The sequence below is a fragment of the Methylocaldum sp. 14B genome (assembly GCF_002005105.1).
GTDB lineage: Bacteria > Pseudomonadota > Gammaproteobacteria > Methylococcales > Methylococcaceae > Methylocaldum.
Window position 1 is genome coordinate 47205 of sequence record NZ_MSCV01000004.1, and the last position, 15778, is coordinate 62982.

The following is a 15778-nucleotide window of genomic DNA, read 5'->3' on the forward strand; positions in this document are numbered from 1 at the left end:
TAACCTTTTTTAACCTTCTCCGGGAAACAGCCCTACCGAGCCCGGTTTGAGGCGCTTACAGGCTACGACGATATCCTCCACGTGGCATCTGTATTTACCTGCTCCGGAGGCATCGCCGCTGCATTCCTCGCAAACCAGCTTCCCTTGGTCTTTAGCTTCGGAAACATACCATCCGTAGCCTTGCGTTTCGCAGAACCGTCTTGTGAATTTGTCGATGGTGTACTTATCGGTAGCTTTTTGCGAGGCTTCGTCCTTTGCGGCACATTTTTGCGCCGGTATCGTATTTCCCATGAGGGTTCGCTCTATATATTCGGCCGCAAACGCCGTGCCGCAGGAAAAGAAGACGGCGGCCAACACGCAAAGTAATTTGGAACTTAACGCTCTTGTTCTCATGAAGGTGACCTCTTGATGGTGGTCTCGTAATACGAGGCGACGATTAGTTCAAAACTCGGATATTCATTTGGGCCGCCTCTTCGGACAGTTGCTGGCGAATCGGGTCGTATTTGTCGTTTTCACTCAACTTCACCATCGCGATGACGCCGACCAGCGCGATCGTTGCGAGAGCGACATAAATCCAGAAATAATCTTTCTTTACTGCTTGGTTCTCGACATTCATTTTTTTCACCCTAATCCGGTTATAAGCTGGCCTTCAATGGCCAGGGGTTGTTAGGAGCCAGAGTTGCCGCAGATGCCGATAAAAGGTATAAGGTCATTGCGGTTTCTGCGTTTAGAATACGAAGAAGCCCGTTTTGGAACCCGGGAAACGGGGCCCTATCGATACTTTTCAGGCTGCAGCAGGGCATGCGGGAACGCCCGGCCGCTGCTTTTGGTATCGGGTCAATACTTTATGCCCGGCTTGTAAGTCCTGTCAACTAGGGCGCTTCGATTATTTTGGGCGAGCGATGAGGTCGCCGGCGTGATCGATATCCGCTCACGACAGCCGTCTCCGAATCACGTGGCGCGTCTTTACGCCGACGGATCAGGCGGTCATGCTCGAATCGTCGATTTTGAGGCTGAGGTGTTGCGGTCTGGCCGAGTCGCCTAGCTTAATCGCCAGGGCAATCAGATAGACATCCATGACGCCGTAATAACAGATTACAAAACGGTCGAAGAATCGAAGCAGCGGATTATGGATGTTTTCCTGCTCGGTGATGGTCAAAACGGTACCGTCGCCGTCTTCTTCGAGTTCGTAAATCCAAGTACCGCTCAAGGGAAGGTCGTCGCCGACGATTTTGGTGACGAGGCGTGAAGGCAGTTTACGTTCGACTACTCGAAAATGTACTCGGCTATGCTGGGAACAGATTTCGTACCAGCTGGGCAGCCCGTCGATATCGGGACCGCGCTCGGTACGGTGCAATCCCGGCCGCCACGTCGCGTAAGATTCGAAATCATTGATGATGTCCCAAACCTTATTCGGCGGGGCGCTAAGGCGGATCCGGCTGGCGGCCACATGGGTTTTCGGCAATTTTCTCCCGACGAACGTCGCCGCCAAGATCAAGACGGCGAATAGCAGCACGATGAAGAAAAAAGTCGTCATATTGCCGACCCCGGCGGCCAGGAAGCCAAATTTCCGTTGAGAGTCCGGAAGAACGACGGAGGAACGCTCCTCCGCTGGACTTAATCTTGCCAGCTATTATAGGGGTTCGTCGACAAACTCGTGTTGTAATAACGCGGATCGTAAGTCACTTCTTCACCCAACCAGCCGGGTTTCTCGAACGTTTCGTCCGGATTTCCCAGTTCGATTTCCGCGACCACGAGGCCGGTGTTGTCGCCCTCGAAAACGTCGATTTCCCATGTATGGGGCCCCACGTCGACGAAGTACCGGGTTTTTTCGATTAGGGGCCTGCGGCTCAAGGTGCTCAACATGGTGTGAGCGTCGTTTGCCGGAATTTCGTATTCGAACTCCTGCCGCTGGGTACCTATGGTAACGCTCTTGATGTTGAGCCAGGCCCGGTCGCCGCAAACCCTCACCCGGACCGAGCAATGGATTTCGTTATTGAGATACCCCTGACGAAAATAGGCGGAATCCCTGACCGAATTGCGCCAACTGTCGTTTAGGACCAAAAATTTACGTTCGATTTCAAGCGCCATCGTCGATATCTGCCGTGGAAGAAGGTGATGCGGTCTCGGTCGAGAGCCGCGATCCGAATGCAGCGCTTATTCCTGTGCATCCGCCCAGTCTTCCCAGTAGGGTTTCGGATGAAACCGTTCGCTCAAGAAATCGACGAAGGTTCTAACTTTGGCCGACAAGTGCTTGCGATGCGGGTAAACCGCATGAATCTCCAAGGGCGCCGGTACGTAATCGGTGAGCACCGGGTTCAGTCTGCCTTTGCGGATGTCCTGGCCGACCATATAAGTCGGCAGCAACACCAAGCCCAGACCGTTGATCGCGGCCATGCGCAAGGCATCTGCGACATTTGCTTCCATGTTGCCGGTGACCTTGACCACGGTGGTTTCGCCGCCGGGTATGCTGAACTGCCATTGGTCGCGCGGCGGCAAGCTGGAGTTGGTCAAGCAGTTGTGCTTACGGAGATCGTCCGGCGTCTTGGGTATTCCGTGCTTATTGAAGTACTGGGGCGAGCCGCAAACGATACGCTGAGAGCTGCCCAGCTTGCGGGCGATCAGACTGGAATCGCGCATTTCGTCGAGATGAATCGCAAGGTCGAATCCTTCCTCGATCAAATCGATATAGCCCGCCTGCAGCACCAGCTCGACGTTCACCTCCGGAAACGCCTCCATGTAGGCGGCTATCGCCGGTGCCAAATGGTACGCGCCGAAGAACGGCGTCGCATTCACCTTGAGAGTTCCGCGGGGTTCCGTTTGCAACCGGGTGACGGCGATTTCCATTTCTTCCATTTCGTCGAGAATCTGCAGGCAGCGTTCCAGATAAACCATTCCAACCTCGGTGAGGCTGAGATTTCGGGTCGTGCGGTTCAACAGCCTGATTCCGAGGCCGTTTTCCAGTTGCATCACGTGCTTGGTCGCCATGGCTCGGGACAGTCCGAGTTCTTTGGCAGCCGAAGCGAAACTCCCGGCTTTCGCGACCTTGGTGAATACCAACATGCTAGTCAATTTATCCATGGTGATCCGAGTTAATAGTTTTAATTATGGAAACAATTCGTAAAGGTTATTAGATATTGTAAACCAACTTTGTTGCTCTATAGTCTACAGTCGTGGGCAAAAAGTTTTAGCCTCAGGAGGTGGTCACATGAGACGTAGCTTAGGACTGATAGTCGCATTAATCGCCGCCTCGGGAACGGGAGCGTCCCAGGCAGCCGAAGATGTTAGACAAATTGCGGAGTCCAGTATTGCAAAGTGGAATGCGGCTTTCGCCAAAGGCAAAGTCGACGAGATTCTGTCTTTGTATGCCGATAATGCAATGCTGGTACAGCCTAACGGTTCAGTATCGAAAAGTGTCGGCGAAATCCGCGCGTTTTGGCAAACACTGATTCAGAAAGGCGTTTATGCGATGGATGTCGTCGATGTGCGCGGCGAGAAGGACGATACCATCGTCGCAACGACGAAGTTGTCCGACATCAAGACGCTGCAAGGTCCGTCGCAAGTGATGAAGTATCGCTACGACGGGGTACTTTACAGTGTATTGAAACGTCAAGCGGACGGAAGCTGGAAGGCGCAAGTCCAGCAATGGACCGGTAACCACAAGATTTAAAGTCTAAAGAGAATGGCCAATCCACCTGTTGAGAGGTAAAAACAGCGATGGTCCGAAATCGACCTGAGAATCAGGTATTCCGAAAAAGAGCTTCATGGGAAGCTCTTTTTTTTGTCAAAGGAAAAGAGGACGGACATGTCGATCGATGCTTCACATGCTTTTTGCGTTGCCTTTCGGATGTTAGACTATATTCCCTACTATTTAAGTTGGAATTTCACCCGTCGACACGATTGGGTGTGCTGATTTTATCAATAGACAAAAGGAGAATCTGATGACTCATGAACTTCCCCCGTTACCTTATGCCAAGAATGCGTTGGAGCCGCATATCTCTGCAGAAACTCTCGAATACCATTACGGTAAACATCATCAGACGTATGTCACCAACCTCAATAACCTGATCGGCGGGACCGAATTCGAGAATCTGTCCCTGGAAGACATCATCAAGAAATCCTCGGGCGGTATTTTCAACAACGCCGCTCAAGTCTGGAATCACACGTTCTATTGGAATTGCCTGAAACCTAACGGCGGCGGAGAACCCGCCGGAGCATTGGCCGGCGCGATCAATCAATCGTTCGGCTCGTTCGAAAAGTTCAAAGAAGAATTCACCAAGTGCGCCATCGGCACATTCGGTTCGGGCTGGGCTTGGCTGGTGAAGAACGCAGACGGCAGTCTCGCGATCGTCAGCACCAGCAACGCCGGCAACCCAATGACGAGCAATCAAACGCCGCTGCTCACCTGCGACGTTTGGGAGCATGCCTACTACATCGACTATCGCAACGCCCGTCCGAAATACGTCGAGTCATTCTGGAACCTGGTCAACTGGGATTTCGTCGAGAAGAATTTCGGCGTTTAGGTATTATTAATCAGGCCCGTAAATACCCTCCTGGTATTTCGGGCCGCCGCCCAGGCCCGGTACACGCCCGGCCTGGGCTCACGCGGCTTGTCGCCGCGCCGGGGCATCCCTGCCCCGGATTAACCCGGCCTATATTTATAGGCCGGGTTAATAATAAATAACGGATCGGCAGTTCGTCGATCCAAATCATTTTACGAGGCCGTTAATCGTTTTCGATTAACGGCTTTTTTGTCGCCTAATCAGGGAGCGCAGTGGCCAGCGCAATCCACCCGGAGGGAAGAGCGCAAACGTCTACAGTTAAGGAAGCTCTGAATAAGTGAATTCCGTTCATGTCCCTTCGACAGGCTCACGAGAGCATTCGACAAGCCTGTCCTGAGCCCATCGAAAAACTTAATCAGAGCTTCCTTGTTTCCGAGCGGCGAAAGCTGCGCTTCGGCGGCCGGGGAGGAGCACGGCCAAGAATAAGCCGAGAGACTGTTTGTGCATGGCCGTTGACAAATAGGTAATCCTACGTGTGATATGTAGCCTCCAACCCGTGCTCCTCCCCGTTCCGAAACGCCCATGACCGTAAAGCTGAAACCCTTGGTCCTATTGCTATTGGCGGCACTTCTGGTAGCCGGCTGTGCTAGCCGGCCGCCCGCGAAGTCGCCGAAAAAAATCGGTAAGGCCAATGTCTCTCCTCCGACCCGGCTATCCCGGAACTCGTCCGCACAAGCCTCCGCGGCTGCGCGGCGTAGGCCCGAATCATCCTACCCTTCGATCCGCAGTTCATCCGGAGGCAGTCATTACCGGGCATTCCGGATCACCGGGGATTACGCCGGCTACCCGGCGCTTCAACAGTTCATCGAATACATGGTCAGCCGGCACGGATTTTCCCGCGAGTATCTGAGCGGCGTGTTTTCGCAAGCCAAGCGTAAACAGTGGACGCTCGATTACCTGGGTAAACAGGCCGATGCGGTTGGACAGCCGCGCCCCGGAGCCTGGTCGCGCTACCGCTCCAAGTTTCTTACCGAGAAGCACATCTCCAGCGGGGCCGCCTTCTGGCGCCGTCATGCTTCGGCGTTGGAGCGTGCCGGCGCGCTGTACGGCGTGCCGCCCGAGTACATTCTCGGGATCATGGGAGTGGAGACGATTTACGGCGCCAATGTGGGCAACCATCGGGTGATCGATGCGCTGACCACGTTATCGTTCGATTACCCGCGCCGGGGAGACTATTTCAAGACCGAACTGGAAAAGTTCCTGTTGATGGCACGGGACGAACGGGTCGATCCGTTCTATCCGGTAGGCTCTTATGCCGGCGCGATGGGTCTGGGCCAATTCATGCCCAGCAGTTTTCTGCAATGGGCGGTGGATTTCGACGGTGATGGTCACCGCGATTTGTGGAATCCGGTAGATGCAATCGGCAGCATCGCCAATTATTTCGCAGCCCACGGCTGGCGGCCGGGCGAACCGGTGGTGACCGCCGCCCGGGGCAGCGCCATGGCCAGAAATCTCGAATCGGGGTTCGATACCCGCTATTCCCTGGCCGCTTTGACGAGCTACGGCATTCAACCCGTCGCCGCCTTAGGCCGCGATTCCACGGTGCGCTTGCTCCGCCTCAGCGCCGACTCCGGCGACGAATACTGGCTTGGTCACCAAAACTTCTACGTGATCACCCGCTACAACCACAGCACCCACTACGCCATGGCCGTGCATCAGCTCGCCCAGGCGATCAAGCGCCGTTATTTCGAGAGTGTGGCTTTATTGCAGTAACGGATAGCGCGTTTCTCGGCTCAACGACCCGGACGATTGGCTCTCGGTTTCCCCCAGAACTTTAATCGTAGGGTGGGTTAGCGCAGCGTAACCCACCGATTCGAGGTCGCTCGGTGGGTTACGGCCTCACGGCCTAACCCACCCTACAAAAATGAGCTCCTTATTGAAAGCGATTTGGAATAAATCGGAGAAGGAAGATTTGTTAAAACGTTATCTTCCCGTAGACGGTGGCATAGGGAGAATTGTCCCGCAGCCGTTTGTAAGTGACTTGCGGATACCAGGTTCCGCTGGTGGTGGGGAGTGTCGTCAACACGTCGAAGCGCTGACCGGGAGAGATGTCTACGCTGGTGACGGTTTTCGGGGTCGGCAGGGCGCGGCCGTCCTGGACATAGATCGTGAAAGACTTGAGGTTTCCGGCGCTGTCCTTGATGGCGAAGGTGCCGTTGGTGGAGTGCAGCCCCACGAGCCGCAGCGCGACTTTCTTCGATGTCGCGGCGGCGAGCGATATCGCGGGCGAGGAAGCGGTTTTTCCTTCCTTGCCGCTTCGGCCCGGCCGAACAGGGCTACCAGGCACCAGGGCATGATATGTCTTAGTTTTAGTTGTTTTCGTTTTTCCATGTTTCTTACTCTTTTTGGCAGAAAACTCAGCACGGACATTTCGATATGTTTTTCGCCTCGCTACGGCTCTCCCCTGAGCTGATCCAAGAAGCGTGGGTTGACAATCCTTTGCCGAAAAAGGCGTCTGGCCGACAATAAGATCAAATTGGCATATCACGAGACCGCGAGTGCAGAATTTCTCCGACCGATTGGCCCGAATTCCCGAACTGACCGCACGTTGGCGTTCCGGGAACTTGAGCGATGCCGCCTATGCGGCGCTGTATTTCTTTACCTGGCTGATTGCATTGCACGGACCGCGTTTTGCTTCGCGCAGGGTCAAGAGCGATCCGAGACCGGACGCATCAAGCTGGCTGGCGGATTTCGACCGATCGGCCGGAAGCGAATTGGAGCGGGTGCTGGTCGATCGGATCGAGCGTTATCACTTTTTCGGTCTTATCCCGAATGCTTCGGTGGCGCTCTCGGCGTGGTTGCGCGGCGAATGGCCCCTACTGCTGACCGAGCGGATTCCGCCGCCCGGAGAAGTCCTTGAGATGCAGGCGACGGGCCGGCGGCCGGTCACGGTCGTGGCCGATTATCCGCGGCTCTTGCGGCCGGTTCTCAAGAAGCCGAACGGTTTCGCTTTTTTCGTGCACGACCTCGAACATGCCTTCAAGTTCTTCCACGACCCCAATGTCCACGACGGACAGAGGAAATTTTTCGGGTTGCTTCGGGAGACGGTTCGGCAGGGTTTATTCAGTCCCTATCTGGGCGATAAGGTTTTTGCGGAGAAGTTCGATTACCTGATCAGCGACATGAATACCCACGTGATTCACAGCCTGCGCTTCCTGGGCGCGATTCTGATCGAGTGCATCTTGCGCCGGGAAGGGAAGGCGCCGCATGAAACGCTGTCGTCCGCAGCCGGGGACGAGTTAGCCGAACTGCTGCAAACCCTGAGCCGTTGCTGGGCGTTTTCGCCGGCCGCCGAGAAAGCGATGCTGCGTCTCATCGACGGCGGGTTCGGCGAGGCCGATGCGGCTTTGATCGAGCGGGCGGTCTCGCGGGCCTCGTAGGGCGGGTTAGGCCGGAAGGCCGTAACCCACCGAAGAACCCCACACCGGCGGGTTACGCGGAGCCTGTCCTGAGCTTCGTCGAAGGGCTAACCCGCCCTACAGCGAACGTTCATTTGAATGCCCTCGGGAATTACGCCGTTTCCACAACAGCCGCCTTGATTCCCGGCTCTTCGGGCCGTTCGATGACCAGCGCGGGCCGGGTTTCGCGAGCGCCGATGGTCGCCAGATCCCAGATCAGCAGAACCAGGCCGACGGCGGTGACGATTCCGAAAATCAGCCGCCAAAACATGGCCTGCGTGAACCAGGGGTGGGTCTGGGCGGCGAAATAACCGCTCCAGGTCGAGCCTTCGATAGCACGTTCGATGAACGATTGCTCGTAGCCGGCGATGAGCAGGGCCACGGTCATGCCGACCACGCCGAGATTCAAGAGGACCATCGACCATTTCCACTTCCAGCCGTTGTCGGCGAGATTGGCGCCCATCCACACATTGCCGCGCCACTGTTGTACCGCGAGATAGAAGAAGGCGATATTGATCGTGGCGTAAGCCCCGAAGAACGACAAATGGCCGTGGGAAGCCGTCCATTGAGTGCCGTGGGTGTAGAGATTGATTTGCGGCAGGGTGTGCATGAAGCCCCAGACGCCGGCGCCGAAGAAGTTGCCGAAAGTGTGCGCGATCACCCAGCCCAGCGCGGGATGATTGGTGCTCTTGAACTTGTGGACGCCGGCGTCATAGATGGAGTGCACCACCATGGCGACCAGCGGAATCGGCTCCAGGGCGGAGAAGAAGCCGCCGATGGGGAACCAGTACTCGGGGGTGCCGATCCAGAAATAGTGATGGCCCAGCCCCAGGATGCCCGAACCGAACATCAGCGCCACCTCGATGTACAGCCAGGTCTGGACGATCTTGCGCCGGGCGCCCAGGAGCTTCATCAGGCTCCAGGCCATGATGCAGCCGACCAGCACCTCCCAGGTCGCTTCCACCCAGAGATGGACCACCCACCACCACCAATAGTGATCCACGGTCACGTTGGTGGTGTAGAACATCCCCGCCAGATAGAGACCGACCAGGGCGACCAGATCGAGTGTGAGCACGCCGGAGACGCCGGACCAGCGGCCCTTGGAAAAGGTGCCCGCGACGTTGTAGAAGAACACCAGCATGACGGCGACGATGCCGATATCCGCCCACCGAGGTGCCTCGATGTATTCGCGCCCTTCGTTGATCAGCCACCGGGTGGTATCGTCGCCCGCGCCGATTTGCAGGAACAGATACACCAGCACGACGACGCCGACCGCGGCCGTCAGCACCCAGAAGGCGATCTCCCCGAGCTTGAGCCCGACGATCTCGACTCCGCTCTCTTCTTCGAGAAACCAGTAGACGGCCCCGATGAACCCGTACAGCATCCACACGATCATCGCGTTGATGTGGAGCATGCGGTTCACGCTGAAATCCAGGGTTTCGAACAGAAAGCCGGGAGCGAGGAACTGAACGGCGGCGAGCAGGCCGAACAGGATTTGCGCCACGAAAAGAACCATCGCGACAATAAAATATTTCACCGCGAGCTTTTGTCCGCCATTGAGATTTCGACTGTCAAGGACTCCGACGCTCATTATTGGTTCTCCTGTGCGTATAGGGTCTTGAAGTTATGAGGAAAGCCGTTGGTGTCGATGGCCGCGGTCCATTTGAGAAAAGCGATCAGTCCCCTGGCCTCGTCTTCGGTGATGCCGAGGTCGGGCATCCTGCGCCCGGTGCCGTACGACCTGGCGTTGCCGGCCGGGTCCTGGAGGAAAGCCAGCATCAGCGTCTCGCGGTTGGTTTCGTCCACCCAATTCGGATCCAGCCAGGACTTGGTCAGGTCGGGCGCGTAGTAGGCGCCGTTCCCCAGAATCGTATGGCAGTTGATGCAGTTCTTCGCCTGAAAGGTCTTCTTGCCGAGGGTCACGAGCTTTTCCGCCTCTTCGTCGCTCAAGGTCTTGCCGAACAGAGGCGCATCGCTTTCGACAACCGGTACGTAGCGGTTCAGCTTGGCGTTGAGACGGTAATCGATCTTCTTGTTGATGACGCTGTAGGCGGGTACGCGCGCGGTGCTGCCGGCCGACACCTTGGCCATCGAGTCGAAGGTCAGGACGATCAGCAGCAGAAACGAAACCGCCGTCACCCAGATGGCGGTTTTCTTCCAAAACGTTTCGGATGCCCATAGAGGCGTGGTGTTCACGATTGTTCCCCCTCTTGTTGTTGGTTGATGATCGGACGATCGTGTTCGGAGTGTTCGCCGGCATGAGTGACCGTGCATAGCCGCCAGATCGCCTGAGGCGCGGCGAAGTAGCCGATCAGCATGAGGCCGGCGATGATGCGCCAAAAGCCTTCGAAATGGGATGTTTCCGCCAACAGCCAAACCGAGACGGCCAGAACGCCGTAGCTGACATAGGCCAAAATCAAGAATCCGGGACGGCGCGTCAGCTTGCCCCAGGCTAAAAGCGCGGCATAAGAGGCGCCAGCGAGGATGATCGTAGCGGCCGAGAAGACGTTAACGAAGAAATCGTCGAGCGCGACCGGTTCGATCATCGGCGGTGCAAGGATGTCCGCTTGTGTGCGTTCAACCGGGAGCGCTACACGTCCAACGATTCATCGTCGTCATATTCGTCGAATCCATCGCCGGAGTCGTCGAAGCCGGAATCGGAAGCCGGTTCGTCAGCGTTGTAGTACTCGTTGATGGTGATGTTTTCGACGTTTTCAGGAGAAGTCGATGCCGAATCGAGGAATCCGCCGCCGGAACCGTGGTGCAAAAGGTTTTCGATGCCGTGGAACAGAAACGCGCCGCCCGCGATTCCGGCCGCAGTCGCTGCCGCCGTACCTAAGAAACTCATGGCGGAGCTTTGTCCGGCCATATTCGTAGCATGGGGCGATGCCGGCGGTCCACCGGCAGGCGGCATGGACGCTGGCCGGTTGGGGGATGTGCCCCAAGGGTCCGCACCCAGAAAACCGCTCGCTTGGGAGCTTTTAACCTGCAATTGATTGATCTGATTTTGCAGTTGCTCGATTTGGGCCTTGGCGGCATTCAGCGCTCTTTCCTGCAACAGCGCTTTCTGTACGAGCAGATAAACGGCATCGGGTTGTTGTGCCGTGGCCTGATTGATGAGAGTGTCGGCTTCCGGATCTTTGCTGGATACTTTAATTTGCTTGAGCTGGTCGAGGAAATTGGTCAGCAGACGTCGTTCTTCGGTGTGCATCAGGGTCTCCGCGTCGGAATATGTTGAATGATGCTGAAGTTAAGGATTTGTCAAACATTTTACAAGGTCTGACGGACGGCGCCGCTGTCGTGCGCCAGGGCAATCAATGAAATGGTTCTAAAGGAGAAATCAGCATGGCTACTGCACTGGTAACCGGTTCCAATCGTGGCATCGGTCTCGAATTTTGCAGGCAATACGCTGATGCGGGCTGGAAAGTTCTGGCGTGTTGCCGCCGTCCCGAGCAAGCGTCGGATTTGCAGGGTTTGGCCATCCATCATCCGTCGGTTTCCATCCATCAGTTGGACCTCGGAAATTTCGATCAGATCGATGCGCTGGCGCACGCCCAGGCGTCCGAAACGATCGACGTGTTGATCAATAACGCCGGAATCTACGGCGACTCCGGCCGGAATGTCCTTGGGGCGCTCGATTACGAGCTTTGGGCGCGGGTTCTGAAGATCAATGCGGAGGCGCCGGTCAAGATGACCGAGGCGTTTCTTCCCCATGTTTCGCGCAGTGAGCGCAAGTTGGTGGTCGCCATAACCAGCCTCATGGGCAGCATGGCCGATAACTCGAGCGGCGGCGCAATCATGTACCGCACCAGTAAGGCCGCGCTGAATGCCGCCATGAAGAGCCTTGCGATCGATCTCAAGCCCCGCGGGGTAGGTGTGATGATTTTGCATCCCGGCTGGGTGAAGACCGACATGGGCGGTTCAAACGCGCCGACGTCGCCGGCCGAAAGCGTCGCAGGCATGCGGCGGACGATCGAAGGTTTCGCTCTCCGCGACTCGGGGCGGTTCCTGGATTTTCGCGGACGCGAACTTCCCTGGTGAAGAAAGACGGCAAGCGTGTCATTTGAAAAAACACGGACCTTTGCCTACGCTTCATGGAACACGGGAAGATCGAAGCGAAGCTTCGAGGTGAAAGAACTTTCTCGTTGCTATGGTCGTGAAAATCACTGTTTGCCAGCAAGGGGCCACTCATGTCGAGATCAATAAGAACCATTTTCCTTTCGGCGACGGCGGCGCTGGTCATGTCGTCCGCGTCGATGGCTTCGGACAATTACGGTCATGACGTGGGCATGAAATTGGGTTCGGGGCTGAGCAATCTGGCCATGGGATGGGTCGAGTTCCCCAAGAACATGATCAATACCACGAACGAAACCAACGTCATTTTTGGACTCTCCGGCGGGTTTCTGAAAGGCGGGTTGCACACTCTAGGCCGTATCGCGTCCGGCCTCGTCGATGTCATTACCTTTCCCTTGCCTACGCAACCGATCACGAAACCTACCTTCGTGTGGCAAGACTTCGGCGTCGAAACGCAGTATGGTCCCGTCTTTCAGTTGAAAGATTAAGTCGGAGCGCGGCGGACCGTTGGTCAAGGTCCGCCTTTCTCGAAGCAAGAAGGGGTGACCGAGGTTCTCCCGGCATGGAGCGCCGACTCACCCCAGCCCTCATGTCCGTCCCCAGCGTTGTCTCCGGCCGATTTAAGGCGGAGTCGATCCCGTCATTGATAATTCTCGATTCGAAATCATACCGGTCATAATAGGTCCAAGTAGGTAAAGCACAATCAGCCGCGTTGACCGGTCTAATTATCTTATCAGCCTGGAATTCGAGCGGTTTTCTGAATCATCGAAATCGCCGCCGACAACATGGAACGCGGGAATTCACTGATTGGCGTCATTTGATCGCTAGCTATATTTCAGATCCAGGACGGACAGATGGTTTTGTCTGAATAGGTTGGTATATGCCAAAGGAAAAAAAGAGCAATCCAGCATCGATGTTTCCGGATGGGATGTCCGGATTCAAGTCGATAGACCGGTTTACCCGAACCTTGCTGGACGGCTTCGACGACGCGGTGTGCATGCTCGACGAGGCAGGCAACGTTGTTTTCATGAATCGGGCAGCGGTGGAGTTGTTCGGCTATTCCGAAGAAGAGCTTCGGGGACGATCCGTGTTTTCGGAACTGGAAGTGCCGGCGGAATCAACGCCGCTCCGCTGGGATCGCAAGCCTACGACGGTTGCGCAGGAACGTTTCTTCAATACCAATGAGACTCGGTTCCGCCGCAAGGACGGAACGGTATTTGGTGCCCGGTATAGACTCACGCCTCTAAAGGAAGACGGCGTTCGTCTGAACCTTCTTCACCTGACCTGCATCGGTCCGTGCGAGAAGCGCGACGGCGTATTCGATACGGAGTCCAATCTCAGGGCGATACTCGACACCATCAGCGACGGCGTCATCGTCATTAACGATGTCGGGATTATTCAATTGCTCAACCCGGCCGCCGAGCGATTGTTCGGATACAAACGGGAGGAACTGATCGGGGAGAACGTCAACCGGCTCATGCCGTCGCCTTATCACGAAGAGCACGACGGCTATCTCGCCAATTACCGCAAGACCGGCATCAAGAAGATTATCGGTACCGGCCGCGAAGTCGCCGGTCAGCGCAAGGACGGCAGCGTTTTCCCGATGTATCTCTCCATCGGCGAGCTTCGGCAAGGGAATCGCCGCTTATTCGTCGGCATCACCCACGATTTGACTCGGCGAAAAAAGAACGAGGAATACCTGTCGATTCTGTCCGGTGCGGTGGAGCAAAGCCCGAACGCGATCATGATTGCCGATCTCGAAGGTCGCATCACCTTTGTGAACCGGGCCTTTTGCCGCCTGACCGGATACAGCGCCGACGAAGTCATCGGTCTGAACCCGCGGCTGTTGCAGTCGGGCCAGACGCCGCAGGGGGTTTACCGGCGGCTGTGGGAAACGATTCGGGCCGGCAAAGAGTGGCAGGGAGAGATTCAAGACCGGAAAAAATCGGGCGAACTGTATTGGGCGCTCGAAACGATCACCCCGATCCGCGATGCTTCCGGCAAGGTCACCCGTTATCTCGCGACCCAGCGGGACATCACCGAGCAGAAGCGCGCCAAGGAAGCGTTGCAGGAGAGCGAAGAGCGCTTTCGGCAAGTCGCGGAGATGGTCGGCGAGTGGTTGTGGGAGCAGGACCCGGAAGGCCGTTACGTTTACAGCAGCGGCTCGGTCTATACCATCCTCGGCTTGAAGCCCGAAGAAATCATCGGCAAGCGCTACCTGGATCTCCTGACTCCCGAGGATCGGCAACACTGGGCCGAGACCTTGCCGCCGACCGAGCGCGTTCACGAGGGTTTTTACAGGCTCATCAATCATTACCGCCACCGGGACGGACACGAGGTTTTCACCGAATCCACCGGCGCCCCGATATTCGACGACGAGGGCCAGGTCGTCAAATGGCGCGGCATGGATCTGGATATTACGGCGCGCAAGCGAGCCGAGGATACCCTGCGCTTGCGCGAGCGAGCCATCGAAGCGGCGAGTGTCGGTATCGTGATCGCCGACGCCCGGCAGCCGCATTACCCGAATATTTACGTCAACCCGGCGTTGAGCCGGATTACCGGCTATTCGCGCGAGGAGTTGCTGGGACGAAACCTCAAGATATTGCAGGGTCCGGAAACCGAAGAAGCCGCTAAAGAGACGATTCGCCAAGCATTGAGGCAAGGAACCAGTTGCGAGGTCGTGTTGCGAAATTACCGGAAGAACGGAACTCCCTTCTGGAATGAGCTGCTGCTGTCGCCGGTGCGGGATGGACAGGGTGTCGTCACCCACTACATCGGCATTCAGACCGATGTGACCGAGCGCCGGCGGGCGGAAGAGGAACGGCACGAACTCGAAATCGCCAAGCACATTCAGCTCTCGCTGCTGCCGAAAAGACCGCTGCGGCTTCCGATGGCCGAGATCGCCGGGGTCTGCGTCCCGGCGAGCCACGTCGGCGGCGATTATTTCGATTACTTCCATTACGATGGAAATGCCGATATCGTCGTGGCCGACGTATCGGGCCATAGCGTCGGTGCCGCTCTCATCATGACCGAAATGCGCAGCACCTTGAAAGCCGAGACCCGAAGGACGCCGGACAATCCGGCTCCGCAGAGCGCCGCCGAGGTGTTGCGGGCACTCAACCATCTCCTTTACGAGGATTTGAGTGCGGCCGAGCTTTTCATCACGATGTTCTATCTGAAATACGATCTCGGAGAACGCCTGCTGCGCTATGCCAACGCCGGACACAACCGCGCCTTGTTGCGGAGGCAGCGGGATTGGACCGTTAGCGAACTGGACGCGGAAGGACTGATCCTCGGCGTCAAGCGGGACGTGTTTTTCGAGGAAAAAAGCCTCATTCTGGAGGCGGGCGACCGATTGCTGCTCTACACCGACGGCGTGATCGAGGCGCAGAACGAACAGGGAGAATTCTTCGGCATTTCGCGATTGTGCAACATCTTCGCCGCCGACCGCTCGGAATCGCCGGAAGCGACCATTCGAAAACTGATGAGCGAGCTGCGGACCTTCAGCGGGGAGAACGAGTTCGCGGACGACATCACCATGGTGAATTTACAGGTTCGCTGAGCGGGCAAACTTCGCTTGGTGCGTCCGGTTCGCCCGGCTCCAAGGGATGCTGGCCTTTTCGTTGTAGCGATGTGGCTCTCGTAGGTCGCGATCAGGCGGAGCCGTTCCCCGACAGGCGCGTTATGCTCGGCGCGCGGATTTGTTCAGAGCTTTCTTAACTTAGCCTTACCTTGGTTGATTTC

At 56.6% G+C, this 15778-nt stretch carries 17 protein-coding genes; 7 read left to right on the top strand and 10 right to left on the bottom strand.

From position 1 onward, the window contains the following. Positions 1-9: 9 nt before the first annotated feature. The 5 genes from B2A78_RS03835 to B2A78_RS03855 all read right to left on the bottom strand — a co-directional run bounded on the left by B2A78_RS03835 (position 10) and on the right by B2A78_RS03855 (position 3081). On the bottom strand, positions 10-393 hold the full coding sequence (locus tag B2A78_RS03835) for a hypothetical protein (RefSeq protein WP_240502392.1): 384 nt from the start codon (positions 391-393) through the stop codon (positions 10-12). 43 nt (positions 394-436) lie between these two features. After that, positions 437-616, bottom strand: a complete 180-nt coding sequence (locus B2A78_RS03840) for a hypothetical protein (RefSeq protein WP_077728587.1) — start codon at positions 614-616, stop codon at positions 437-439. 363 nt (positions 617-979) lie between these two features. Next, entirely contained in the window at positions 980-1537 is a 558-nt protein-coding gene (locus B2A78_RS03845) for an SRPBCC family protein (RefSeq protein ID WP_077728588.1), read from the bottom strand. Between the two features lie 80 nt (positions 1538-1617). Next, complete coding sequence (locus B2A78_RS03850) at positions 1618-2091, bottom strand: CYTH domain-containing protein (protein ID WP_077728589.1); 474 nt, start codon at positions 2089-2091, stop codon at positions 1618-1620. Between the two features lie 66 nt (positions 2092-2157). Further along, positions 2158-3081: a LysR family transcriptional regulator gene (locus tag B2A78_RS03855; protein ID WP_077728590.1), complete on the bottom strand. Its 924-nt coding sequence runs from the start codon at positions 3079-3081 to the stop codon at positions 2158-2160. A gap of 127 nt (positions 3082-3208) precedes the next feature. Here B2A78_RS03855 and B2A78_RS03860 point away from each other — a divergent pair, with 127 nt between their 5' ends. From B2A78_RS03860 to mltB, 3 genes are all read left to right on the top strand, one after another. Beyond that, positions 3209-3670 carry an SgcJ/EcaC family oxidoreductase gene (locus B2A78_RS03860; RefSeq protein ID WP_077728591.1) on the top strand — a complete coding sequence of 154 codons (462 nt, stop codon included), beginning with the start codon at positions 3209-3211 and terminating at the stop codon, positions 3668-3670. 271 nt (positions 3671-3941) lie between these two features. Next, a complete protein-coding gene (sodB, locus tag B2A78_RS03865) occupies positions 3942-4523 on the top strand; it encodes a superoxide dismutase [Fe] (RefSeq protein WP_077728592.1) in 582 nt (193 codons plus the stop codon). Positions 4524-5084: 561 nt separating this feature from the next. Continuing rightward, on the top strand, positions 5085-6275 hold the full coding sequence (gene mltB / locus B2A78_RS03870; RefSeq protein ID WP_077728593.1) for a lytic murein transglycosylase B: 1191 nt from the start codon (positions 5085-5087) through the stop codon (positions 6273-6275). A 202-nt stretch (positions 6276-6477) separates the two neighbouring features. Here mltB and B2A78_RS26830 read toward each other — a convergent pair whose 3' ends face one another. Beyond that, positions 6478-7050 (bottom strand): hypothetical protein, encoded by a 573-nt coding sequence (locus tag B2A78_RS26830; RefSeq protein ID WP_276205325.1) that lies wholly within the window; start codon positions 7048-7050, stop codon positions 6478-6480. A 10-nt stretch (positions 7051-7060) separates the two neighbouring features. Here B2A78_RS26830 and B2A78_RS03880 point away from each other — a divergent pair, with 10 nt between their 5' ends. Then, complete coding sequence (locus B2A78_RS03880) at positions 7061-7942, top strand: hypothetical protein (RefSeq protein ID WP_077728595.1); 882 nt, start codon at positions 7061-7063, stop codon at positions 7940-7942. A 130-nt stretch (positions 7943-8072) separates the two neighbouring features. Here B2A78_RS03880 and B2A78_RS03885 read toward each other — a convergent pair whose 3' ends face one another. From B2A78_RS03885 to B2A78_RS03900, 4 genes are read right to left on the bottom strand one after another with little or no spacing between them, the layout of a single operon-like run. Beyond that, on the bottom strand, positions 8073-9551 hold the full coding sequence (locus tag B2A78_RS03885) for a cbb3-type cytochrome c oxidase subunit I (RefSeq protein ID WP_077728596.1): 1479 nt from the start codon (positions 9549-9551) through the stop codon (positions 8073-8075). Further along, positions 9551-10156 (bottom strand): cytochrome c, encoded by a 606-nt coding sequence (locus B2A78_RS03890; RefSeq protein ID WP_240502393.1) that lies wholly within the window; start codon positions 10154-10156, stop codon positions 9551-9553. The genes B2A78_RS03885 and B2A78_RS03890 overlap by 1 nt, the downstream gene beginning before the upstream one ends. Beyond that, positions 10153-10506, bottom strand: coding sequence for a hypothetical protein (locus B2A78_RS03895; RefSeq protein WP_077728598.1), 354 nt, complete (start codon positions 10504-10506; stop codon positions 10153-10155). The genes B2A78_RS03890 and B2A78_RS03895 overlap by 4 nt, the downstream gene beginning before the upstream one ends. Positions 10507-10550: 44 nt before the next feature. Beyond that, positions 10551-11171, bottom strand: coding sequence for a DUF2076 domain-containing protein (locus tag B2A78_RS03900; protein WP_077728599.1), 621 nt, complete (start codon positions 11169-11171; stop codon positions 10551-10553). Positions 11172-11305: 134 nt separating this feature from the next. Here B2A78_RS03900 and B2A78_RS03905 point away from each other — a divergent pair, with 134 nt between their 5' ends. From B2A78_RS03905 to B2A78_RS03915, 3 genes are all read left to right on the top strand, one after another. Beyond that, positions 11306-12001, top strand: coding sequence for an SDR family oxidoreductase (locus tag B2A78_RS03905; protein WP_077728600.1), 696 nt, complete (start codon positions 11306-11308; stop codon positions 11999-12001). Positions 12002-12150: 149 nt separating this feature from the next. Continuing rightward, positions 12151-12522: an exosortase system-associated protein, TIGR04073 family gene (locus B2A78_RS03910; protein WP_077728601.1), complete on the top strand. Its 372-nt coding sequence runs from the start codon at positions 12151-12153 to the stop codon at positions 12520-12522. Between the two features lie 440 nt (positions 12523-12962). Continuing rightward, positions 12963-15596, top strand: a complete 2634-nt coding sequence (locus B2A78_RS03915) for a PAS domain S-box protein (RefSeq protein ID WP_077728737.1) — start codon at positions 12963-12965, stop codon at positions 15594-15596. Positions 15597-15778 lie beyond the last annotated feature (182 nt).

Coding starts and splice junctions, on each gene's coding strand:
- mltB (WP_077728593.1), top strand. CDS start 5,085: ATGACCGTAAAGCTGAAACCCTTGGTCCTATTGCTATTGGCGGCACTT.
- B2A78_RS03835 (WP_240502392.1), bottom strand. CDS start 393: ATGAGAACAAGAGCGTTAAGTTCCAAATTACTTTGCGTGTTGGCCGCC.
- B2A78_RS03840 (WP_077728587.1), bottom strand. CDS start 616: ATGAATGTCGAGAACCAAGCAGTAAAGAAAGATTATTTCTGGATTTAT.
- B2A78_RS03885 (WP_077728596.1), bottom strand. CDS start 9,551: ATGAGCGTCGGAGTCCTTGACAGTCGAAATCTCAATGGCGGACAAAAG.
- B2A78_RS03860 (WP_077728591.1), top strand. CDS start 3,209: ATGAGACGTAGCTTAGGACTGATAGTCGCATTAATCGCCGCCTCGGGA.
- B2A78_RS03905 (WP_077728600.1), top strand. CDS start 11,306: ATGGCTACTGCACTGGTAACCGGTTCCAATCGTGGCATCGGTCTCGAA.
- B2A78_RS03850 (WP_077728589.1), bottom strand. CDS start 2,091: ATGGCGCTTGAAATCGAACGTAAATTTTTGGTCCTAAACGACAGTTGG.
- sodB (WP_077728592.1), top strand. CDS start 3,942: ATGACTCATGAACTTCCCCCGTTACCTTATGCCAAGAATGCGTTGGAG.
- B2A78_RS03900 (WP_077728599.1), bottom strand. CDS start 11,171: ATGCACACCGAAGAACGACGTCTGCTGACCAATTTCCTCGACCAGCTC.
- B2A78_RS03915 (WP_077728737.1), top strand. CDS start 12,963: ATGTCCGGATTCAAGTCGATAGACCGGTTTACCCGAACCTTGCTGGAC.
- B2A78_RS03895 (WP_077728598.1), bottom strand. CDS start 10,506: ATGATCGAACCGGTCGCGCTCGACGATTTCTTCGTTAACGTCTTCTCG.
- B2A78_RS03910 (WP_077728601.1), top strand. CDS start 12,151: ATGTCGAGATCAATAAGAACCATTTTCCTTTCGGCGACGGCGGCGCTG.
- B2A78_RS03845 (WP_077728588.1), bottom strand. CDS start 1,537: ATGACGACTTTTTTCTTCATCGTGCTGCTATTCGCCGTCTTGATCTTG.
- B2A78_RS03855 (WP_077728590.1), bottom strand. CDS start 3,081: ATGGATAAATTGACTAGCATGTTGGTATTCACCAAGGTCGCGAAAGCC.